The sequence below is a fragment of the Brevibacterium sp. K72 genome (assembly GCF_050562175.1).
Taxonomy (GTDB): domain Bacteria; phylum Actinomycetota; class Actinomycetes; order Actinomycetales; family Brevibacteriaceae; genus Brevibacterium; species Brevibacterium casei.
Map to the genome: position 1 here is coordinate 795,348 of NZ_CP191582.1, position 21,693 is coordinate 817,040.

The following is a 21,693-nucleotide window of genomic DNA, read 5'->3' on the forward strand; positions in this document are numbered from 1 at the left end:
TGGCGGCAGGGCGGCTGTCATCGGGGGACACATGCTCACGGGGCGGGGCGGGCGCCGAAGACGCTCGAACCGATGCGCACCATCGTCGCCCCCTCGGCGATCGCAAGCTCGAAGTCGTTGCTCATCCCCATCGACAGCTCGGTGGCGTCGGCGGGCAGGGCACCGGTCGCGATGAGCCGGTCGCGGAGCTCGCGGAGGTCTGAGTAGCTCGGGCGGATCTCCTCGGGCGTCTGGCCGGGCAGGCCGATGGTCATCAGGCCCCGCAGACGCAGGCGATCGAGGTCGCGCACTGCTGCCACGAGCGCCTCGGCGTCCTCGGGTGCGACCCCGGACTTCGAGTCCTCGCGGGACGTGTTGACCTGGACGAAGACGTCGACGGTGGAGTCGAGGACGCCGAGGCGGTTGTCGATCCTCTCCGCGAGCGCGAGGCTGTCGACGGACTGGATGCACTGGGCGTGGCGCAGCGTGTGGTTGACCTTGTTCTTCTGCAGGGGACCGATGAGGTGCGATTCGTGCGGAAGGTCGGCGAGGTCGTCGGCCTTGGCGACGAGCTCCTGCACCTTGTTCTCGCCGATGAGTGAGAAGCCGTGCTCGATGGCCACACGGATCCGCTCCGCCGGCTGCGTCTTCGTCGCAAGCAGGATCCGCACGTCCTCGGCGGACCGGCCCGAGGCCTCGGCGGCGGCTGCCGTGCGTTCGGCCACCTCGTCGAGGCGGGTGCGGATCGCGGCGGACTCTTCTGCGGTGAGGGGCTCGGTCGAACTCATGCTCCCAGTCTCGCATGCGCCGCTGCCGGACCGGATCTCTGCGCTCCTCGGGAGAGGCATCTGCGCCCGCTCACCGGAGAGCGGGCGCAGCATGGCCCCGGTCAGTGGGCGCAGAATCGTCGGATCACGGCGCCGGTCGCTCAGGGCTTTGTCGGCAGGCCCTGCGCCTCGGGGTCGATGTTCTTGATGATCGCCGTCGTGTCGAGTCCCTCGAGGCCGTCGTCGACGAGCTTCTGCAGCTGCGCGTAGACGAGGGTGGCCGCGGGCAGGTCGACGCCCTGGGTCTCGGCACCGGCGAGCGCGAGCCCGACGTCCTTGTGCATGAGAGCCGTGGCGAAGCCGGGCTTGAAGTCGTTGTTCGACGCCGAGGTCTCGGTCACCCCGGGCACCGGATACCAGGTGCGCAGGGGCCACGAGTCGCCGGAGGAGACCTTCGCGATGTCGTAGAACGCCTTAGGGTCGAGACCGAAGCGCTGCGCGAGCACCGCGCCTTCGACGACGCCTTCGAGGCTGATCGCGAGCATCATGTTGTTGACGATCTTCGCGGCCTGACCCGCGGCGTCGCCGCCGGCGTGGAAGATGTTGCCGGCCATCGGCTCGATGAAGGGCTTCGCCTCGGCGACGTCCGCATCGGACCCGCCGAGCATGAAGGTGAGCGTGCCGGCCTGTGCACCGGTGACACCGCCGGAGACGGGACCGTCGACGAAGCGGAAGCCGGCGGCCTTCGCCTCGGCGTGCAGGGCCCGGGCGGAGTCGAAGTCGATCGTCGAGGAGTCGACGAGGAGGGTCGCGGGGTCGGCGGTGGCGAGGACACCGTCGGGGGTGAGGTAGACGGCGCGGGCATGCTCGCCCTTGGGCAGCATCGTGAAGACGATATCGGCACCGGCGACCGCCTCGGCGATCGAACCCACCGGGGTGACACCATCCTCCGCCGCCGCGGTCACGGCCTCCGGGACCACGTCGAAGCCCTTGACCGTGCGGCCGGCCTTGACCAGGTTCGCCGTCATCGGTCGGCCCATGTTCCCCAGGCCGATCCATCCAATCGTCGCCATCGCATGCCTCCTCGCATCGAAATCTCGTGTGTTCCCCTTCACATTACGCCAGCCCTGCCCGTGCCGGCCGCCGGCGACGATCACCTCTTCCGCACCGGTTGTGTGCGTGCACGCAGATAGACTGGGCGGACTATGGCCGCTCATGCACCCCAGCAGATCTCGCCGGAGGATCTCCTCACCCTCCTCGCCGTGGCGCGTCTGGGGAAGTTCACGGCCGCCGCGCACAGTCTCGGACTCAATCACACGACCGTGTCGCGGCGCATCGCTGCCTTGGAGAAGGCCTACGGTCAGCGCGTTCTCGTCGCCTCCCCGGACGGATGGGAGCTGAGCACCGCGGGTCGGCAGCTGCTGCCGATCGCCGAGGACATCGAGGCGGCGCTCGGGAGGATCGACGCACGCGAGTCCTCGGCGCTCTCGGGCACGATCCGCATCGCCTGCCCGCAGGCCTTCGCTCTCGAGTACGCGGTGCCGGCGCTGACGGCGCTGCAGATCGGCCATCCGGGCCTGCAGATCGAGCTCATCACCGCGACCCAGCGGGCCCGCCAATACCGCTCCGGCGTCGACATCGAGGTCGTCGTCGGTCGACCCGACGCCCCGCGCAGCGTCGCCAAGCGCATCCGCGACTACCGGCTCCAGCTCTATGCGTCGCAGGAGTACCTGCGCACGCACCCGGTTCCGGTCACGCTCGACGACCTCGCCGAGCACAGGATCGTCTACTACATCGAGAACGCACTCCAGGTCGACGACCTCGACGACGCCTCGAGAGAGATCCCGGCCGGCAGGGGCTTCTTCCGCTCGACCTCGGTCCACGCCCACGTCCTCGCCACAGCGAACGGGGTGGGCATCGGCATCCTGCCCGACTTCCTCGCCCGGGACAGCAGCCGCCTGGTCCAGGTGCTGCCCGAGCTCTTCTCCAAGCGCGTGTCCTATTGGGCGTCGGTGCGGCACGAATCCCTGCGCAATGCCGCCGTCCGCAGCATCCTCGAGGTGCTCTGACCCGCGCGGCGCTCTCCCCGCTATCCCTGCTCAGGCGGCGGTCCAGCCTCCGTCGATGCTGTGCGCGGTGCCCGTGACGACCGCGGCGGCGTCGGAGGCGAGGAAGAGCGCGAGCGCGGCGATGTCCTCGGGCTCCGCGAGGCGGGGCACGGCCGAGTGGCCGAGGAAGACCTTCTCGAGCACCTCGTCCTCACTGATCCCGTTCGTCACCGCCTGATCCGCGATCTGCCCCTTGACCAGGGGCGTGAGCACATAGCCCGGGTTGATCGCATTGCACGTCACCCCGCGCGGACCGGCCTCGAGCGCCGTCGTCTTCGTCAGACCCATGAGTCCGTGCTTGGCCGCGACGTACGCGGACTTGTTCGCCGAGGCGCGCAGCCCGTGGACGGAGGAGACGTTGATGACCCTCCCCCAGCCCCTCTCGTACATCCCCGGCAGCGCAGCCTTCGTGAGCACGAACGGCGCCTCGAGCATGATCGTCATGATCAGCCGCCATTCCTCCAGCGGGAACTCCGGGATCGGGTGGATCCGTTGGATCCCGGCATTGTTGACGAGGATGTCGACCTCGAGGTCGATGCCGTCGAGCGCCGAGGTGTCGGCGAGGTTGACGGCCCACGCCTCCCCGCCGATCGCCTCGGCGACTGCCCCCGCCGCCTCCGCGTCGACGTCGGCGACGACGACGGTCGCACCCGCCTCGGCGAAGGACTCGCACATCGCCTTGCCCAGGCCCGAGGCCCCGCCGGTGACGAGGGCCCTCCTGCCGGTGAGATCAACTGCCATTTCCCGTCCCTTCTCTGCTGTGCCTGTCCACGGACGCCGCACCACCGCGGCGGATGAGCCACGGCGATGCGGCGACGACCCGATCAGTGCGTGACGACCCCGCGGCGCACCTTGTCGGCGTGGTCGAGGGAGTGGAGGTCGATGCCCTTCGTCTCGCGGGTGAAGATGAGCGCGACGAGCGAGATGAGAGCGGCCACGGCGAGGTAGATCGCGATCGGCACCGAGGAGCCGAACTCGTCGAGCAGCGCGGTCGCGATGATCGGCGCGAACGATCCGGCGACGATCGCCGTGACCTGGTATCCCGTGGACACACCCGAGTTGCGCATCCGGGTCGGGAACATCTCCGCCATGATCGCCGGCTGCCCCGCGTACATGAAGCCGTGGAAGACGAGTCCGAGGAGGAGGGCGAGGAAGATCAGTCCGGGGTTGCCCGTGTCGTACATCGGGAAGGCGAAGAAGCCCCACGAGGCGGTGAGGATGATGCCGATCGCGTAGGGCGGCTTGCGTCCGATCCGGTCCCCGAGGGCACCGATCATCGGCACGAGCAGCGCATGGATGGCGTGCGCGCCGAGCAGGAGGCCGAGGATCTCGCTCGCCTCGATGCCGACGGCGACCGCGAGGTAGGTGATCGAGAAGGTGACGACGAGGTAGTAGTGGATGTTCTCGACCAGCCGCAGACCCATGGCGGTGAAGACCTCACGCGGGTAGCGCTTGAAGACGGCCTTGACGCCGTAGTCGACGCCCTCCTCGATCTCCTCGGCCTGGATCTTCTCGAAGATCGGGGCGTCGGAGACTCGGGTGCGGATGTAGTAGCCGATGAGGACGATGACCGCCGAGAGCCAGAACGCGATCCTCCAGCCCCACGAGAGGAACGCCTCCTCGGACAGGGTGGCAGTGAGGACGAAGAGGACGCCGGTGGCGAGCAGGTTGCCCAGCGGCACGCCCGACTGCGGCCACGAGGACCAGAAACCGCGTTCCTTGTCCGGGGAGTGCTCGGCGACGAGGAGCACCGCGCCGCCCCATTCGCCGCCGACGGCGAAGCCCTGGACGATGCGGAGGAGGACGAGGAGGATCGGAGCGAGGTAGCCGATCTGACCGAACGTCGGCAGGCAGCCCATGAGGAACGTCGCCGCCCCGACGAGGATGATGGAGAGCTGGAGGAGCTTCTTGCGTCCGAACTTGTCACCGTAGTGGCCGAAGACGATGCCGCCGATGGGGCGGGCGATGAAGCCGACAGCGTAGGTCGCGAAACCGAGGAGGATCGGCGTCAGCGGGTTGTCCGACGGCGGGAACAGGATGTGGTTGAACACCAGCGTCGCCGCTGACCCGTAGAGGAAGAACTCGTACCATTCGACGACGGTGCCCGCCATCGAGGCGGCGACGACCTTGCGCAGCTGCGTTCGGATCGTCTTCCTCTCGGCATTGCTCTGTGCACTCATGACTCTCCTTGATTTCCACGATCCGCTTCATCGTTGACAGGTCGGATCGTTCCGCTGGGGCAGCGTAGGCGGCGATCCCGCGATGTCAGGGGACTCGGCGATGAGGCCCCTCCCGCGGCTGAACGCGCCCACATCCACCCGATTGGTGAATGGTGCTCAAGAAACAGTGTGCGCCATCACATCGGCGAATGGGATACGTGAGGGCGGGAATTCGGGAATTCGACGTGCACATTCCCGCACATCAGGTGTGCGTGAGACGGGTTCGCCGAGGCGGTCGGGTGGGTCAGCCTCGGCGGGGACCGGGGTCAGCCTCGGCGGGGACCGGAGTCAGCCTCGGCGGGGACCGGCGTTCGCGTCGCGTTCGGCGATCTGCGTGAGCATGTCGTTGTAGGCGCGCAGCTCGGCGTCGCCGGTGCGGGCCTCCCGGCGGTCGACCCGCTTGGCCTCCCGGTCGGACGACTTCGACCACTGGAAGGCGACCATGATCGCAAGGAACAGCGTCGGGATCTCGCCGATGCCCCAGGCGATCGCGCCGCCCCGCTGCTGGTCCTCGATCGCGGAGTATCCCCAGTCGGTGCCCATGTTGCCGAACCAGTCGCCTTCGATGAGCACCTCGGAGCTGAGCAGGGAGATGCCGAAGAAGGCGTGGAAGGCCATCGTGATGAGGAGCATGAGCAGGCGCAGCGGGTAGGGGAACCGCTTGACGCCGGGGTCGATGCCGATGAGGGCCTGGGTGAAGAGGTAGCCGGCGGCGAGGAAGTGGACGATCATGAGCTCGTGGCCGAGATGCCACTCGAGGGCGTACTTCATCAGCCCCGCGTAGTAGAAGACGACGAGGGAACCGGCGAAGTTGACCGAGGCGACGACCGGATTGGCGAAGAAGCGCATGTAGGGGGTGTGGACGAGCCAGAGCACCCATTCGCGGATGCCGCGGGAGCCATCGGTGCGCGCGGTCGTCGCCCGCATGAGCAGGGTGATCGGGGCGCCGAGGACCATCGGGATGGGCACGACCATGACGAGGAGCATGTGCTGGATCATGTGCGCCGAGAACGACACCTCGCCGTAGACCTGGACGCCGCCCGAAGTGACGTAGACGAGGCCGATCATTCCGAGCACCCAGCTGACGAGGCGGAAGACCGACCAGGTGTCGCCTCGGCGACGGAGCTGGAGGTACCCGGCGACGTAGGCGATCGTCAGCCCCACGGCGACGACGACCCACAGCGGGTCGACCGACCACTCGGAGAAGAAGCGGGCGAAGTTCGGTGCGGGGGGCAGAGGCTCTCCGGTGAGGATCTCCGAGGGCGTCGGGTTGCCCACCGGCTCCTGCGGGACGGGCGGTTGGGAGCGGGAGAGGGCGACGGCCAGGCCCATCGTCGCTCCGAAGATGACGAACTCGACGAGGATGAGGCGCCAGAACTCGCCCGTCACGGAGGCGACCTTGCCGAGCCGGGCGATGACGAACCGGCGGTGCCAGAAGCCGACGAGCCCGAGGAGGATCGTCGCGAAGGTCTTCGCGATGATGACCTGGCCGTATGGGGTCATGAGATCCGCGAGGTCCTCGACGCGCAGCATCGAGTTGACGACGCCGGAGAAGGCGACGACGACGAACGCGAAGAGCGCGATCGACGAGTAGCGGGCGATGAACGTCCCCAGCTCGGGCGACTTGGCGAGGCGGGAGCCGAGCAGGGCGATGACGAAGAGACCGCCGAGCCACAGGGCGACGCCGAAGAGGTGGAGTCCGATGCTGTTGACGGCCTGCGTGTGGCCCGACGCCTGGGCGGAGTGGCCCATGAGGGCGAGGGGGATCATCACGCCGAGCGAGAGGACGCCGGCGAAGGCGAGGCCGAGGTAGGACCGGGAGCCGAAGCACAGCGTCGAGGCGACGGCGATGAGGACGACGATGAGGGCCCAGTACTGGCCGAAGGCGATCTGGGTGAGGAAGACGCCGAGCTGGTTCGAGAAGTTGAGGTAGGCCTGCGCACCGACGGTGGAGACGAAGGTGAAGAGGAGGACGGCGACAGCGGAGATCGTCCACGCCACAGAGGCGACCTCGGCGACTTTGAGAGACTTCTCCCAGAGCGCGTCGAGCGGCGGCTGCTCGTCCTGCTGCGCCTTCCTGCCCCGGATCCGCCCCTGCGTGCGGGGCAGGATGAGGAGCGCGAAGAGGAGTGCGCCGACGGTGAGGCTCATCGCGAGGTTGAAGACGAACTTCGCGGCCGGCAGTCCGAAGCGGACGACGGCTCCCGGGTCGTTGATGACGGTCGGCTCGGCGGCTCCCGTGTAGAGCATCGCGACGAGTCCGACGGCTGCGCCGAGGAGTGCGACGAGCGGGATCGCTGCGCGAGCGGTGAATCGGATGATCGGCTCGTTGTCGTGAGAGGTCACAGAGGTCCGCCTGCCGATTCGTGCATGGAACAAGGATATCGTCCCGGGGTCTGCGGCGGCGAACTCACGACCGCCGAGGTGGTGCAGATCTCCTGAGGATCACCCCGCTGTGCGGGGCGGACACGATTCCGGTCAGCCGCCTCGGCGTGGGAATCGCCCGGGGAAAGCAGATGGCCCGGACCGATCGGTCCGGGCCATCCTGCGCTTGAGCGCGAAGGTCACTTCGGGGTGCCAGCGGCAGCCTTGAGCTTCGAACCAGCGGACAGCTTCACGGAGTAGCCGGCCTTGATCTCGATCTCTTCACCGGTCTGCGGGTTGCGACCCTTGCGAGCGGCACGCTCGGTGCGCTCGACGGAGAGCCAGCCGGGGATGGTGAGCTTCTCGCCCTTGCCGACGACGTCGGAGAAGACATCGAAGACACCATCGAGAACATCCGAGACCTGCTTCTGGGTCAGGCCGGACTTCTCGGCAACTTCTGCAACGAGCTCACTGCGGTTCTTAGCCATAAAAGTGTCCTCCTTAGGACAAGTCGGTCAGTTACCGGTCCGTTTTCCGATAACGAACTCCCTCGAGATTACCAGCTCGACTTCGTGATGCCGGGCAACTCGCCGTCGTGCGCCATTTCGCGGAAGCGGACGCGCGAGAGTCCGAACTTGCGCAGGTAGCCGCGGGGGCGGCCGTCGACCTGGTCGCGATTGCGCACACGCACCGGCGAGGCATCGCGAGGAAGCTTCTGCAGGCCGAGGCGTGCTTCCTCACGCTGCTCGTCCGTGCTGTCGGGGTGGGTGAGCTGACGCTTGAGGGCGGCGCGGCGCTCCGCATAGCGTTCAACGATGACGCGACGCTGCTTGTCGCGGGCGATCTTGGACTTCTTGGCCATGTGCGCTCAGCGCTCCTCTCGGAAATCGACGTGCTTGCGGATGACGGGATCGTACTTCTTGAGCACGATGCGATCCGGGTTGTTGCGGCGGTTCTTGCGGGTCACGTAGGTGTACCCGGTGCCTGCAGTCGACTTGAGCTTGATGATCGGACGAACGTCTTGGGTCTTCGCCATCAGAGCTTCACTCCCTTGGCAATGAGTTCGGCGACGACGGCGTCGATCCCGCGGACGTCGATGACCTTGATGCCCTTGGCGGACACATTGAGGGTGACGTTGCGGCGCAGCGACGGGACGTAGTAGCGCTTCGTCTGAATGTTCGGGTTGAAGCGGCGCTTCGTGCGGCGCTTCGAGTGGGACACATTGTGTCCGAAACCGGGAACGGCCCCGGTGACTTGGCAGGTTGCTGCCATGACTCTCCTCCAGTTCACAAGTTACCGACTCTCGAGACAAGCTCATTCGCTTGCGCCGATGTCGGAAGACATCAACAAATTCACGCGATGCTGCTGTGGCGGGCACGATCCGACCCAGGCGCGGACCTGCGTCCGGTCGAAAGGCGGATGTGCACCCGTGCACGCGGCGTTCGCAATGGAAATTGTGTACGCCGAAACAGGCATGCCCGTTCGGGCGAGATGTCTCACCAGCGCTGAAGCCGTAGCCTGTGAGAGATGGCCGAAGCTGGAGTGCAGCGGTGGGTGAGCACCATGTCGGTCGCGGCGGATCAGTCGGGGACCAGGCCGTCACGACACAACAGACAACCAGTTTAGAGAGACCCAGGCCTTCTGGGCAAATTCACACCCTCCGAAGTCACCCGGGACACCGCGCGAGCCGCCGCTCGCCCGAAAAGTCTGTGTTTCAACTACCTCCCGGTAGGAGTATCGCCCGGATCCGCGCGGATCGCGGCATGTCGAGCATCCACTCCCCTTGCCAGACGCCCCTCTGCACGTCCGCACTCAGGGTCGGGCCGCCTCGGCGATCACTGCAGATGTAAGGGGTACGGGGGCTTCGGGGCCGTGTTGAAGACCCATGGAACTCGTGTCAAGGTAAGAAGATGATTGCCACCACATCTGGCACTCTGGAGGACAGATGAGCGACGTTCCACCGAGGCCGCGCATCCGTCCCGCGACCAGCGATGACTGGGTTCCGACCGATCGATCCGGCCGGGGCGCCCAGGCCCGGCCGCAGGGACAGGATCAGGACCCGAACCCGGCCGAGGCCGAGTTCGACCGTTCGACGTACTACGAGTACATCGAACGCCACACCGGCGACTTCCCCGTCTCGCAGACCCGCCGCAGCAACGTCTTCGCTCCGGCCGGCAGCTCACCGTTCCAGGACCACATCAACGCACGCGCGCCCGAACCCGCCCGCCGTGGCGGTCGCGGAGGACCTCGCCGCACCGGTGAGGCCCGCAACCCGAACAGCGGCGGGTTCCCCGCCCAGCCCGGTTATGCCGGCGGCTCCTCCGGGCGCGGCACGGATTCGGGCGGCTTCGCAGCGGTGCCCGGCTACGGCGGTCCCGACTCCGGTCAGACGCAGTCCGTGCGCCCGCGCAGAAGCACCGGCCTCAAGGTCGTCGTCGTCATCCTCGCCATCGTCATGGTCCTCGCGCTCGTCGGCTTCTTCGGCATCCGGTGGCTCGCTCCGGAGACCGGGACCGTGCCCGCCGATGTCAGCGGCGAGCCGACCTCTCAGGCACCGTCGCCGAGCGACGAACTCGTCCAGCCCTCTGCTTCGCCCGAGGAGGAGCTCGACGGCTTCGTCGAGTCGGGTGCCGAGAAGGCCGCCGCCCTCGAAGGTCAGTGGGTGACGCAGGTGAGCGCGAAGCAGGTCGGCACCGAAGCCGACGGGAAGACGTGGTCGGCGCAGGACATCCTCGACGAATTCAAGGCGAACCAGGTCAAGTACCCGGGTGCGATCCTCCTCGACAGCAGTGAGTGGAAGGCGTACAAGACCGGCGGCTACTGGGTCACCGTCATCGATACGCCGTACAAGGACTCCGGCCCGGCGCTCGAGCAGTGCCGCTCATGGGGTCTCGACCGCGACCACTGCCTCGCCAAGCGGCTCGTCAAGGACGGCGAGTACTCCGAGAAGAACAGCGCCTACCTCGACAAGTAGGGTGCCCACAGCACCCGAGGCGCCGAATCGCCCTCGAAGCAGCAGAACGCACCTTGGGCGACGAATCCCCCTTTGAGCGGCAGTACGCACCCGGGGCGACGAATCCCCCTTTGAGCGGCAGTACGCACCCGAGGCGCCGAATCACCCCTTGAGCGATACGTCCTCCCGGCAGCTTCGTGCAACGCCCCCGCAGCCTCTTGTCCTACGCGTGCAAGGGTAGGACAAGAGGCTGCGGGGGCGTTATCGCTGCGGGGGCGTTGTGGCATCGGAGCCTGCGCGACGGTCGCCCGACATCGTCTTACGCGAGCGAGGCCCCCCTACCGAGAGGGACCGAGCGGGACACACCTACCGAACGAGGCGCGCGACCTCACGCGAGGAGGACGCTCGGATCCTCGAGGCCACGGCCGACGTCGGCGAGGAACTTCGAGATGATCTCGCCGTCGACGACGCGATGGTCGGCGCTCACCGACAGGGTCGTGATCTCGCGCGGAACGATCTCGTCGTCGACCACCCACGGCTTCTTCCGCACCTGCCCGAAGGCGAGGATCGCGGCCTCACCAGGGTTGATGATCGGGGTGCCGGCGTCGACGCCGAACACGCCGACGTTGGTGATGGTGATCGTCCCACCCGTCTGGTCCGCCGGAGGCGTCTTGCCCGACCGGGCCAGGGCCGTGAGGTCCTGGATGCCCTGTGCGAGCTGCGTCAGACCCATCGCGTGCGCGTTCTTGATGTTCGGCACGATGAGTCCGCGCGGAGTCGCAGCGGCGATCCCGAGGTTGACGTACTTCTTGACGACGATGTCATCGCCCTCGAGGGCCGAGTTGATCCGCGGGTTGCGTCCCACCGCCCACGCGACGGCCTTCGCGACGATGAGCAGCGGAGACACGCGCACATCCTCGCCGAGCACCTTCGACGCCTTGAGCCGACGGACGAACGCCATCGTCTCGGTGACGTCGACGTCGAGGAACTCCGTGACATGGGGCATCGTGAACGCGGAGTCGACCATGGCCTTGGCCATCATCTTCGTCACGCCCTTGAACGGGATCCGCTCCTCGAGTTCGCCGGTATCGACACTCGCCGAGGCGGTCGCCCCTGAGACTGCAGGTGCGGCCGAGCCGTCGGCGGCCGCCAGGACGTCGGCGCGGGTGACCTCGCCGCGGGAGCCGGTCGCCGTGACCGTGGCGAGATCGACGCCTAAGTCCTTCGCGAGTTTGCGCACCGGCGGCTTGGCCAGGGGCTTTGCTCCCGTCGGTGCCTCATTCGCCGAGGCGGTCGGCGCCTCCGCGGCCGGCTGCGCTTCCGCACCCGACTGCGCTGCCGGAGCCTCCGCACCCGACTGCGCTGCCGGAGCCTCCGCAGCCGAGCCGGCGGCAGTGCCGCCGGGCGCCGGCGCACCCTTGCGGAGGCGACGCTTCGACGAAGCGGCCTTCGCGCCGTATCCGACGAGCGTGGCACCGCCTTCGTCGTCGGTGGTCACCGCGCCTTCGGAGGCAGGCGCCTGCGTCTCGGCGTGGGGCGCGGACATCGTCTCGGCCGCCTCGGCGCCGGAGTCATCGGCACCTCCGAAGCGGATGATCGGGGTCCCGACTTCGACGGTCTGTCCCTCCTCGACGAGGAGGGCGCCGACGGTCCCGGCCTGAGGGCTGGGCAGCTCGACGAGGGACTTCGCGGTCTCGATCTCGACGAGGATCTGATTGACCGTCACCTCATCGCCGGGGGACACCTTCCAGGAGACGATGTCCGCCTCGGTGAGGCCTTCGCCGACGTCGGGAAGGGGGAATTCGAATGCCATTCTTGCTCTCCTTCTCGTCAGTAGGCCAGGGCCCGGTCGACACCGTCGAAGATGCGATCGAGGTCGGGCAGGTAGTGCTCTTCCATCCGCGAGCCCGGATAGGGGGTGTGGTACCCGCCGACCCGGATGACCGGGGCCTCGAGGTTGAAGAAGCAGCGTTCCGAGATGCGGGCGGCGATCTCCGATCCCAGACCGAGGAACGTCGGCGCCTCATGGGTGACGACGAGGCGACCGGTCTTGACCACGGAGCGCTCGATCGTCGAGAGGTCGAGCGGGTTGAGGCTGCGCAGGTCGATGAGTTCGACGCTCTTGCCCTCCTCCGCGGCCGCCGCGACGACGTCGAGGGCCGTGGGCACGAGCGGGCCGTAGGTCACCAGCGTGACGTCGGTGCCCTCGCTGAGCACCCGTGCCTCGAGCATCCCGAGATCACGGCGAGTGGTGTCGACGTCCCCGCGCTGCCAGTAGCGGCGCTTGGGCTCGAAGAACATCACCGGATCGTCGCTCTTGATCGCCTCCTGGATCATCCAGTACGCGTCATTGGCCGTCGATGGGCTGATGAGCTTGAGGCCGGCGTGGTGGGCGAAGACGGCCTCCGGGCTCTCCGAGTGGTGCTCGGGAGAGCCGATCCCACCGCCGTAGGGCACGCGGATGACCATCGGGATGCGCTCGTTGCCGAGCGTGCGGTTGTAGAGCTTGGCGACCTGCGTGACGATCTGGTCGTAGGCCGGGAAGATGAACGCGTCGAACTGGATCTCGACGACGGGCCGGTAGCCGCGGATCGCCATGCCGATCGACGTGCCGACGATCCCGGATTCGGCCAGCGGCGCATCGATGACCCGCTGCGGACCGAAATCCTTCTGCAGGCCCTCGGTGACGCGGAAGACGCCGCCGAGCTTTCCGATGTCCTCACCAATGAGGACGACCTTCGGGTCGTCCTCCATGGCCTTCCGCAGACCGGCTGTGATCGCCTTGGAAAGGGGAAGTTTCTCCATCAGGCCTCACCTGCATCGGCGAATGAGGACTGGTATGCGAGGAATTCCGCACGCTCCTCATCGACCAGCGAGTGAGGCTCGGAGGTGACATTGGCGAACATCTCGACCGGATCCGGGTCCTCCATGGTCACGCAGTTGTGGCGGATGCGCGCGGCCAGGGTGTCGGCTTCGGCGTCGACCTCGGCGAAGAAGTCCTCACCCGTGTCCGTGTGGTTCTCGAGGTAGGCGCGCAGACGCGTGATCGGGTCGCGGTCCTCCCAGATCTCCTCTTCGGCGCGGTCACGGTACTTCGTCGGATCGTCAGCCGTGGTGTGGGCACCACGACGGTAGGTGAAGGCCTCGATGAGCATCGGACCGTTGCCGGCGCGCACGGAGTCGAGGCTCGCACGGGCCACGGAGTACATCGCGATGATGTCGTTGCCGTCGACGCGGATGCCGGGCACCCCGAAGCCCTCGCCGCGCTTGTACAGCGGGGCCGCGCTCTGGACACGGGTGGGCTCGGAGATCGCCCACTGGTTGTTCTGGCAGAAGAAGAGCACAGGGGCGTGGAAGGCCCCGGCGAAGTTGAGCGCCTCGGACACGTCACCCTCGGAGGTCGCGCCGTCACCGAAGCAGGCGATGGCGACGGTGTCGCGGTCGAGGTCGCCGGTGCCGACGTCGCCGTCCATGTTCACACCCATCGCATACCCGGCGGCATGAAGCGTCTGGGAGCCGATGATGATCGTGTACGTATGGAAGCGGTGCTCCTGCGGATCCCAACCGCCGTGGTTCTGACCTCGGAAGATGCCGAGGAGGGTCTCCGGTTCGACGCCGCGGGTGTAGGCGAGGCCGTGTTCGCGGTAGGTGGGGAAGACGAAGTCCTGCGGACGCGCTGCGCGCCCCATGCCGATCTGAGCGGCCTCCTGGCCGAACATCGGCGCCCAGAGGCCGAGCTGTCCCTGCCGCTGCAGTGCGGCTCCCTCCGCATCGACGCGGCGGACGAGGACCATGTCCCGATAGAACCCGCGCAGATCCTCATCGGTGAGCTCTGCGGCGAACGCGTCGTACTCTCCGGACTGGACGCGGTTGCCGTCCTCCGTGAGCATCTGAATCATGCGAGGCTCCGTGGGCTGACTGTGGGCAGTCCCGGATCCCACTGAAATGTTCGAGGTCATTCCAGTACTCCTTTGTTCGTGGTCCGACCCACCGGAGGTGACCAGTGGCGGACCGGGTGCTGCGGGCGGGGCCTCTGGTGGGAGGACTCACCCTCGAGTGATGCGATTCACAGGTATGTCAACGATACCGAATCGCCTCAGCCGGTGCCACTGGACCGGTGTGTCGAGCGCGCTGTGCGGAAGCGGCGTCCGCACCGACTCCGAAGATCATCGGTCGTGATCAGCCTAGGGGTGTGACCTCGTGCTGTGCGTCACTCGCCAAAGGTTCGCGGTGCCGTTTGTCGATCCTCGCCGAGGTGGTTGGGAGTCCGACCACCGTATGTCCGAGCACCCCGATCCGTTCAGCTGCGCCTGCGTCGTCCCTGGTAGTCCCGGGTCTCGGTGATGCGCCCGGAGAAGAACTGCGCGTTCCTCGCCGTGAATCCCCTGAGTGCCGGGTGACCGGCGGCGACCATGAGGCCGATCGAGGCGGAGTAGGCGGCCGAGGAGTGTGCGGCGCCCGCGGAGTCGAACATGTCGTCGAGCTCCTTGTCGCTGCGGTCGGCGAGGTTCGGTGCCTGCCGCAGCGCGTCGGGATCGTAGTCGACGGTGATGGTCGACCAGCGGTCCCGGACCGGGTTCTCGTTGCCGTCGAGATCGGGAACGAGGTCCTGTTCGTGTTCGATCGAGAGGACGTCGATGCCCTCATCGATGGGGAAGTCGGACACGGGCGCCCCGACGGTGACGAGCGCGGTGACGTTGACGTCGGCGAGGAACGCGGGATCGGCGGCCAGCGACCCGGCCGTGATGCCGCCCTGGGAGTATCCGACGAGCATCACCTCGGCGTCGTCTGGGATCCCGGCGTCGGCGATCGCCCGCCGGACCATCTCGCGCATCACCGTGTCGTTGCCGGCCATGCCCTCGACGTTCGTCGTCAGGTCGGTCGTGTTCTCCCCCGGGACCGGTGACCAGTCCGTGGTCGCCGGAACATAGACGATGTAGCGCGTGGTTCCGTCGGGAGAGCGCACCTCTTCGATGCGCACCTGGCCCGAGTCGACTCCGCGATGCTGGGCGGCTTCGCGGTCGTAGAGCTCGGCGACGTCGGCCGGGGGTCTGGTGTGGGGTTGCGTCAGGCCCTGCGCCTTCCACACCTCGACCTCGGAGGGGGTGAGCAGACCGACGAGGTTCGCGGCCGCAAGCACCCACGCGGTCATCGACCCCGAGTCGTGGGGCCACAGCGTCGTGTCCGAGTCGACGGCGAGCAGTCCCGGCGGCAACCCGAGGAAGCCTACGACCATCCCCGGCAGCACGTGCTCGATGACGGCACCGGTGGCGTCGGAGTTCTCGAACACGAGGGCGACGAAGTCCTCGGTGATGTCGGCTTTGGCCTGGCCGAGGTCGATGCCGAAGTGCCGCTCGACCACGTCGTCGAGTCCCGTGGCGTCGATGATCTGCCATCCGGCGACGGCGGGGACGCCGACGGCGATGGCGGCGGGGATGATGACGGGCAGGCTGATGGCGATGAGCCTGCCGGTGGCATATCCGAGGCCGTCGAGGAGTCCCCCGAAGACCTCGCTCACTCCTTTCTCTGCCTCGCGGTAGGCGAGCGCTGCGGTGCGGATCGCGAGCACCGTCGCTTCGAGTTCGGCGAGCACGAGCGCGAGCTGCTGGTGATAGCGGACCCGGGCGGCGTCGAGGTTGAGGGCGGTGAGCGGCGCCGGCACCTGCGTGAGCAGGGTGCCGAGGTCGAAGTCGCCGACCGTGCCGTCGGCCGAGAGCTCCCCGATCCGCGCGCCGAGGCGGTCGAGGTCGGTGCCGCTGATCTCGATCCGATCACCGACCGTGATCCCGCCCCCGCCACGGGTCGTCGTTCCGATCATGGGGAGCCCACCTCGGCGAAGCGCAGACGCGTGAGCATCGAGGCGACGACCATCCGCACCGCACCATCGGGCATCTCCTCCGTGCGCGCGACCGTCATCCCGTTCTCCCCTCGCTCGAGGAGCGGTCGTGACCATCTCCCCGCCTGTCGGTGGAGGAACTCCATCCCTGCGCGGGCAGGCTGCCCGTCGGCACTGCTGCCGAGGCAGGTGAGGGTGAGGACGCAGTCGCCGGCCACGAGGTCGGAGAGGTCCTCGCACACGGACGCCACCTCACCCGGTTCGAGGCGGCGGAGGAACTCGTACCCGGCGAAGTCGGCGTTGTCTGCTCCGCGCAGGGCGAGCATCGCGAGGCAGGAGTCGGCGGCCATGGCGATCTCGAGGTGGACGGCGCTGCTCTCGGCACCGACGACGAGCGCCATCCGGGTGCGGGCGAGGGCGAGTTCGGCGGCGAACCCTGCCAGCCACGCCGAGAGGACGTCGAGGTCGCGCGGGCGCACGACCTCGGCGGGGAGTTCCTCGCGGACTGCGGCCGACGGTGCGGTCAGGGTGATCCCCGCCGAGGCGGCCGCTCGGGCGACGGCGGCCCGTGACGGCGGGTGCCCGCCGAGCTCCGGCGGGTGGCCATCCCCGTCCGGGACGGCAGACCCCGGCGGCCGGGTCGCACACCGCCTTGAAGGGGTCGGCCCGACGGAAGGGTCTCTGTCGGTCTGGGGCAGGAGATCGCTCGGCCACAGGCGGCGCAGCCGGTCAGGCAGGCGGAGGATGCGTCCGAGGTCGACGGTGATCCACCGGGAGTCGAGCACGCCGTGGCCGTTCACAGCTGGATCCTCCCGCCCACGGAGACGACCTGGAGGTGGAGATCGTACGCTTCGGAGAGGTCGTCGGCGCGATCGGCGAGGAGACCGATCGCCTCCGCACACGAACCGAGACGCTCGATGAGGAGACGGCCCGCCGGTGAGTCCCACCCGTCGATCCGCCGGGTCGCGTTCGCGAGCACCCGCAGCTCGTTCGCCCGCTGCCGCCAGCCGTCGCGGCTGGCGGCGAGTTCGTCGGTGATCATCCCGGTCTCCTCTCGTCATCGCCCCCACGCTAGGAATCCGGCCGACCGAGACCAAGGGGTGCGAATAGGCCTGTGGACACGGCCTGAGCGTCCACAGCCGCCTGACACGCGAGTCCCCTGCCCGTCCACAGGCGAGTGAGCGCGAGTCCGCCTGCGGCGGCGGGTCGTGAGAAAATGAGGGCATGCCGACCGTTTCACTTGCTCAAGTCTCACCCGCCATCGCCCTCGGACCGCTCGACGGTCGCTACCGCAAGGACACCGCTGACCTCGTCGATCACCTCTCGGAGGCCGCGCTCAACCGCAACCGCATCCGCGTCGAGGTCGAATGGTTCATCCACCTCGCGCAGAACTCGGTGATCCCGGGCGTCCGCACTCTCACCGAGTCAGAGGTCACGGCGCTGCGGAAGTTCGCCGCGGGCTTCGACGCTGAGACGATTGCGACGCTCGCCGCTCACGAAGCGGTCACGGTCCACGACGTCAAGGCCGTCGAATACACAATCAAGGACGCACTAGTCGAGATCGGCGCCGACGACCTCAGCGAGCTCGTCCACTTCTGCTGCACGTCCGAGGACATCAACAACCTCTCGTGGGCGCTCGGCATCAAGGAGGCCACCGAACAGGTGTGGCTGCCGCGGGCGAAGGCCCTCATCGACGCCCTCGCCGACACCGCCGCCGACCTCGCCGGCGTCCCCATGCTCGCCCACACCCACGGGCAGCCGGCGACGCCGACGACGATGGGCAAGGAGCTCGCGGTCTTCGTCCACCGCCTGCGCCGCCAGTACGAGCGGATCGCCGCGACCGAATTCCTCGGCAAGATCAACGGTGCGACCGGCACGTACTCCGCGCACATGGCCGCGGTGCCCGGCGCGGACTGGCCGCAGATCGCCCGCACCTTCGTCGAGGGCAGCCTGGGCCTGACGTTCAACCCGCTGACCACGCAGATCGAGTCGCACGACTGGGATGCCGAGCTCTTCGCCGACATCTCCCGGTTCAATCGGATCGCCCACAACCTCGCGACCGACATGTGGACCTACATCTCGATGAACTACTTCAAGCAGATCCCCGTCGCGGGCGCCACGGGATCATCGACGATGCCCCACAAGGTCAACCCGATCCGCTTCGAGAACGCCGAGGCGAACCTCGAGCTCTCCTCCGCCCTCCTCGATTCGCTCGCCTCGACGCTGGTGACCTCCCGGATGCAGCGGGACCTCACCGATTCGACGTCCCAGCGCAACATCGGCGTCGCCTACGGGCATTCGGTGCTCGCGCTGGGCAACCTCGTCAAGGGACTCGGGCAGCTCGCGATCAACGAGGACGCGCTGGCCGCCGACCTCGATGGGAACTGGGAGGTCCTCGGCGAGGCGATCCAGTCGGTCATGCGCGCGGCCGGTCTGCAGGGCGTGGCCGGGATGGAGAATCCGTACGAGAAGCTCAAGGAGCTCACCCGCGGCAAGCGCATCCACCAGGCCGACCTCCAGGAGTTCGTCGCAGGCCTCGGCCTGCCCGAGGAGGAGACCCGGCGCCTGAGGGCCCTCACCCCGGCGAGCTACATCGGGCTGGCCGAGCAGCTCGCCCGCGACGAGGTCGCCGCCTGGAACGCAGCCGCGAAGGGCTGAGCCCTTCGACCATGAGCGGTCCCGGAGCCGAGCAGTCCCGGGACCGCTCGGCTCCGGGAGTGCCCCGGGTCGGCTAGATCCACCTCGGCGCGGTCACCGGCTCACCCGTCGAGGTCCGCACGCCTGCATCGCCCCGGCCCGAGGCCCAGCGGACCAGGTCGGGCAGCGATCCGCTGACGACCGTTCCGGCCCGGTCACCCGCGTCCGCCGGGTCCCCGTCCGCAACGCCGGCCCCGCCGAGGCGGTCGTCCGTCCCCTCGACGGCGACGACGATCCCCGCATCGGTTCCCCGCGCCCGCCACGCCCCGGTGATGTCGGAGAGCAACCGGGTGAGGACGGGTGCGGGGATGTCGCTCATCCGTGCCCCGTTGTCCAGATCGATCGCGTGGAGCCACACCTCGCGGGTGCGCATCCACACGGTCTCCCGTGCGGGCACCTCCCGGCCCTGCGCGGTGCGCACGATCGCCTCCCACGCCTCGTCGGGGCTGTCGCGCCATTCGACGTCGAGGCTGATCGCCGCGTGCTCGATGAGGTGGCGCAGGGCGCGCACCGGCAGGGTCGACCCGAAGTCGATCTCGGCGTCACGGGCCGTAGGCGACTCGTACATCGGCGTCTCGACGCCGGTGTTCGCCCACTGCACGAGGCGGGTGAGCGCCCGAGCGTTGTACCCGACGTGGGCGATGAGGTGGCGTCTGGACCAGCCGGGCAGAAGACTCGGTTCGTCGAACTCGGCGTCGGAGAGCTCACCGAGCTTGCGGGCGAAGAACGCCGTCCCCCGCCGCACCGTGAGCAGTTCGGCCAGGAGTGCGGGGTCGGTGGTGAGATCGTGCCGGGCGACCATGGCTCACCCGGCGTCGACGATGCGGTTGGAGATCGTCCCGATCCCGTCGATCGACACGCTCACCTCGTCGCCCGGCTGCAGGTAGACCTGCGGGTCGCGGGCACGGCCGACGCCGCCGGGGGTGCCGGTGAGGATGATGTCTCCGGGCTCGAGGGTGATCATCGTCGAGATGTAGGAGACGAGGTGGGCCGGGGTGAAGAGGAGGTCGACGATGGCATGCTGCTGCATCACCTCGCCGTTGACCGTGGTGGTGAGCACCGCCTCGGCGGGGTCGAAGTCATCACCGGTCGCGAGTACGGGTCCGAGCGGGGTCGAGTCCTCCCACATCTTGCCCTGAAGCCATTCCTTCGTCCGGAACTGCCAGCCGCGCATCGAGATGTCGTTGGCGATCGTGTACCCGGCGATCGCCTCGGCGGCTTCGGCCTCATCGGCCCGGCGGACCTGCCTGCCGATGACGACGACGAGTTCACCCTCCCAGTCGAGCTCCGGATCCTCGGGCGCGAACGGCACGTCTTCGTGCGGGCCGGTCAGCGTCTCGGCGAACTTCGCGAAGAGGGTCGGGTACGCGGGCAGGTCGCGGCCCATCTCGAGGATGTGGCTGCGGTAGTTGAGCCCCACGCACACGATCTTGCCGGGGCGGGTGATGAGCTGAAGCTCCTCGGCCTCGCTCACGGGCACGGTCGCCGACGGGGAGGCGATCGCCTCGGCGACGGTGCGCTGCCAGTACTCGTCGGCGAGCAGGGCTCCGACGTCGGCGAAGTCCTCGACGACGACATAGTCGTCGCCGTCCTCCACTGCGGCACGGGATCCGGACGGGGTGGCGATGGTGGCAAGTCTCACTGCTGTTCTCCTTCGACGTGGGTGCGGGCGAAATTCAGGGTTTCGATGATCGGTCGGTCGTTGAATGCGAAGAGGTCGAGGCCGGTCTCGGTCTCGATGCTCACCGCCGACCACGAGGGCATGACGACGAGATCGCCTGTGACGACGTCGAAGACGCGGTCGTCGACGAGGATGCGCCCGGAGCCTTCGAAGACCTGCATGACCTCGGAGCCGACGCGCCTGGTCACCGGGGTCGTCGTGCCTGCGCGAAGACGATGGAATTCGGCGCGGATCGTCGGCATGACGTCTCCGCCGGTGGTCGGGTTGACGTAGCGGATCGCCGCATGCCCCTGACCGACGGTGGCGGGGAAGCCTTCGTCCTCGAGGCGCAGCTGCTCGGTGAGGGCGCGGTCCGTGTGCTCCCAGCGGTAGGCCCCGATCGGGGAGCTCACGGTGTTCGACAGGCCCGAGAGCGGACGGAGCCCGGGGTGCCCCCAGAGCCTCTCCGAGCGGGAGATGTCCGGGGTCGACTCGTCGGTGACGCGGTCGATGCCGAACTCGAAGAACGAGGTGTCGGCGTAGTGGACGAAGGGGATGTCGAGGCCGTCGATCCACGCCATCGGCTGGTCGGTCTCGTTGTGGTGACCGTGGAAGTTCCAGCCCGGGGTGAGCAGGAAGTCCCCGCGCGACATCCGCACCGGATCGCCGTTGACGACCGTCCACACGCCCTCGCCTTCGACGACGAAGCGGAAGGCGTTCTGCGAGTGCCGGTGCTCGGGAGCGACCTCATGCCCGCCGAGGTATTGGATCGCCGCCCACAGCGTCGGGGTCGCGAACGGTGCCCCGCCGAGGCCGGGGTTGGCCAGGGCGATCGCCCGCCGTTCCCCGCCGCGACCGACGGGCACGAGGTCGCCGGCGCGTTCGGCCAGGGGGAGCAGGGTCGACCACTGCCACTGGTGGGCGACCGCCGCCGAGGCGGGGACCTGTGGCATGAGCTCGTCGAGCTGGGTCCACAGCGGGATCATGTTCTCCTCCGCCATGGTCGTATACATCGCCTCGAGCTCTCGCTCCTCCTCGGGAGTCGGGTCGGGGTTGACCATCGTCGGTGCAGGGCGCGTCATCGGGGCCTCCTCGGACCAGTGCGTTGAA

The 21,693-nt window shown here is 68.2% G+C and carries 21 protein-coding genes; 3 read left to right on the forward strand and 18 right to left on the reverse strand.

The window, feature by feature from the left end; all coding sequences use genetic code 11:
- Positions 1-35: 35 nt before the first annotated feature.
- A complete protein-coding gene (locus ACQ1RG_RS03500) occupies positions 36-767 on the reverse strand; it encodes a YggS family pyridoxal phosphate-dependent enzyme (RefSeq protein ID WP_430600510.1) in 732 nt (243 codons plus the stop codon).
- Between the two features lie 140 nt (positions 768-907).
- Complete coding sequence (gene mmsB, locus ACQ1RG_RS03505; RefSeq protein WP_095375336.1) at positions 908-1,819, reverse strand: 3-hydroxyisobutyrate dehydrogenase; 912 nt, start codon at positions 1,817-1,819, stop codon at positions 908-910.
- A 132-nt stretch (positions 1,820-1,951) separates the two neighbouring features.
- Between mmsB and ACQ1RG_RS03510 the strand changes: the two genes are divergently transcribed.
- Entirely contained in the window at positions 1,952-2,815 is an 864-nt protein-coding gene (locus tag ACQ1RG_RS03510; RefSeq protein WP_430600512.1) for a LysR family transcriptional regulator, read from the forward strand.
- 30 nt (positions 2,816-2,845) lie between these two features.
- Here the strand turns inward: ACQ1RG_RS03510 and ACQ1RG_RS03515 are convergent, their stop codons facing one another.
- The 7 genes from ACQ1RG_RS03515 to rpmB all read right to left on the reverse strand — a co-directional run bounded on the left by ACQ1RG_RS03515 (position 2,846) and on the right by rpmB (position 8,709).
- Positions 2,846-3,595 carry a 3-hydroxybutyrate dehydrogenase gene (locus ACQ1RG_RS03515; protein ID WP_009376584.1) on the reverse strand — a complete coding sequence of 250 codons (750 nt, stop codon included), beginning with the start codon at positions 3,593-3,595 and terminating at the stop codon, positions 2,846-2,848.
- Between the two features lie 83 nt (positions 3,596-3,678).
- On the reverse strand, positions 3,679-5,034 hold the full coding sequence (locus ACQ1RG_RS03520; protein ID WP_009376586.1) for an MFS transporter: 1,356 nt from the start codon (positions 5,032-5,034) through the stop codon (positions 3,679-3,681).
- Between the two features lie 327 nt (positions 5,035-5,361).
- Complete coding sequence (locus tag ACQ1RG_RS03525; RefSeq protein ID WP_063249533.1) at positions 5,362-7,419, reverse strand: cytochrome c oxidase assembly protein; 2,058 nt, start codon at positions 7,417-7,419, stop codon at positions 5,362-5,364.
- A gap of 218 nt (positions 7,420-7,637) precedes the next feature.
- A complete protein-coding gene (locus ACQ1RG_RS03530; protein WP_009376591.1) occupies positions 7,638-7,925 on the reverse strand; it encodes an HU family DNA-binding protein in 288 nt (95 codons plus the stop codon).
- A gap of 68 nt (positions 7,926-7,993) precedes the next feature.
- Complete coding sequence (gene rpsN, locus ACQ1RG_RS03535) at positions 7,994-8,299, reverse strand: 30S ribosomal protein S14 (RefSeq protein ID WP_009376593.1); 306 nt, start codon at positions 8,297-8,299, stop codon at positions 7,994-7,996.
- 6 nt (positions 8,300-8,305) lie between these two features.
- Complete coding sequence (gene rpmG, locus ACQ1RG_RS03540) at positions 8,306-8,473, reverse strand: 50S ribosomal protein L33 (RefSeq protein ID WP_009376595.1); 168 nt, start codon at positions 8,471-8,473, stop codon at positions 8,306-8,308.
- Positions 8,473-8,709 carry a 50S ribosomal protein L28 gene (gene rpmB, locus ACQ1RG_RS03545; RefSeq protein WP_063249531.1) on the reverse strand — a complete coding sequence of 79 codons (237 nt, stop codon included), beginning with the start codon at positions 8,707-8,709 and terminating at the stop codon, positions 8,473-8,475. Before rpmB ends, rpmG begins: the two co-directional genes overlap by 1 nt.
- A 673-nt stretch (positions 8,710-9,382) precedes the next feature.
- Here rpmB and ACQ1RG_RS03550 point away from each other — a divergent pair.
- Positions 9,383-10,411 (forward strand): protein kinase, encoded by a 1,029-nt coding sequence (locus ACQ1RG_RS03550; protein ID WP_119297127.1) that lies wholly within the window; start codon positions 9,383-9,385, stop codon positions 10,409-10,411.
- Between the two features lie 367 nt (positions 10,412-10,778).
- On the opposite strand, the gene ACQ1RG_RS03555 is transcribed toward ACQ1RG_RS03550, so the two are convergent.
- From ACQ1RG_RS03555 to ACQ1RG_RS03580, 6 genes are all read right to left on the reverse strand, one after another.
- The gene (locus ACQ1RG_RS03555) at positions 10,779-12,203 is read right to left on the reverse strand and encodes a dihydrolipoamide acetyltransferase family protein (RefSeq protein ID WP_119297126.1); all 1,425 of its coding nucleotides are present in this window, start codon (positions 12,201-12,203) and stop codon (positions 10,779-10,781) included.
- A 17-nt stretch (positions 12,204-12,220) separates the two neighbouring features.
- Positions 12,221-13,195, reverse strand: a complete 975-nt coding sequence (locus ACQ1RG_RS03560) for an alpha-ketoacid dehydrogenase subunit beta (protein WP_063249523.1) — start codon at positions 13,193-13,195, stop codon at positions 12,221-12,223.
- Complete coding sequence (pdhA, locus tag ACQ1RG_RS03565) at positions 13,195-14,289, reverse strand: pyruvate dehydrogenase (acetyl-transferring) E1 component subunit alpha (protein ID WP_223290001.1); 1,095 nt, start codon at positions 14,287-14,289, stop codon at positions 13,195-13,197. The genes ACQ1RG_RS03560 and pdhA overlap by 1 nt, the downstream gene beginning before the upstream one ends.
- A gap of 401 nt (positions 14,290-14,690) precedes the next feature.
- Positions 14,691-16,208, reverse strand: coding sequence for a hypothetical protein (locus ACQ1RG_RS03570; RefSeq protein ID WP_063249519.1), 1,518 nt, complete (start codon positions 16,206-16,208; stop codon positions 14,691-14,693).
- On the reverse strand, positions 16,205-17,026 hold the full coding sequence (locus ACQ1RG_RS03575; protein WP_009376608.1) for a hypothetical protein: 822 nt from the start codon (positions 17,024-17,026) through the stop codon (positions 16,205-16,207). Before ACQ1RG_RS03575 ends, ACQ1RG_RS03570 begins: the two co-directional genes overlap by 4 nt.
- Positions 17,023-17,268, reverse strand: coding sequence for a hypothetical protein (locus tag ACQ1RG_RS03580; protein WP_009376610.1), 246 nt, complete (start codon positions 17,266-17,268; stop codon positions 17,023-17,025). Before ACQ1RG_RS03580 ends, ACQ1RG_RS03575 begins: the two co-directional genes overlap by 4 nt.
- A gap of 182 nt (positions 17,269-17,450) precedes the next feature.
- On the opposite strand from ACQ1RG_RS03580, the gene purB reads away from it, so the two are divergent.
- Positions 17,451-18,884 carry an adenylosuccinate lyase gene (gene purB, locus ACQ1RG_RS03585; RefSeq protein ID WP_430600517.1) on the forward strand — a complete coding sequence of 478 codons (1,434 nt, stop codon included), beginning with the start codon at positions 17,451-17,453 and terminating at the stop codon, positions 18,882-18,884.
- Between the two features lie 73 nt (positions 18,885-18,957).
- Here purB and ACQ1RG_RS03590 read toward each other — a convergent pair whose 3' ends face one another.
- Genes ACQ1RG_RS03590 through ACQ1RG_RS03600 form a run of 3 tightly spaced genes read right to left on the reverse strand, consistent with a single transcriptional unit; the run spans position 18,958 to position 21,665 of the window.
- On the reverse strand, positions 18,958-19,725 hold the full coding sequence (locus tag ACQ1RG_RS03590) for a maleylpyruvate isomerase family mycothiol-dependent enzyme (RefSeq protein ID WP_095375329.1): 768 nt from the start codon (positions 19,723-19,725) through the stop codon (positions 18,958-18,960).
- Between the two features lie 3 nt (positions 19,726-19,728).
- Positions 19,729-20,565, reverse strand: coding sequence for a fumarylacetoacetate hydrolase family protein (locus ACQ1RG_RS03595; RefSeq protein WP_009376613.1), 837 nt, complete (start codon positions 20,563-20,565; stop codon positions 19,729-19,731).
- Complete coding sequence (locus ACQ1RG_RS03600; protein ID WP_009376614.1) at positions 20,562-21,665, reverse strand: cupin domain-containing protein; 1,104 nt, start codon at positions 21,663-21,665, stop codon at positions 20,562-20,564. Before ACQ1RG_RS03600 ends, ACQ1RG_RS03595 begins: the two co-directional genes overlap by 4 nt.
- Positions 21,666-21,693 lie beyond the last annotated feature (28 nt).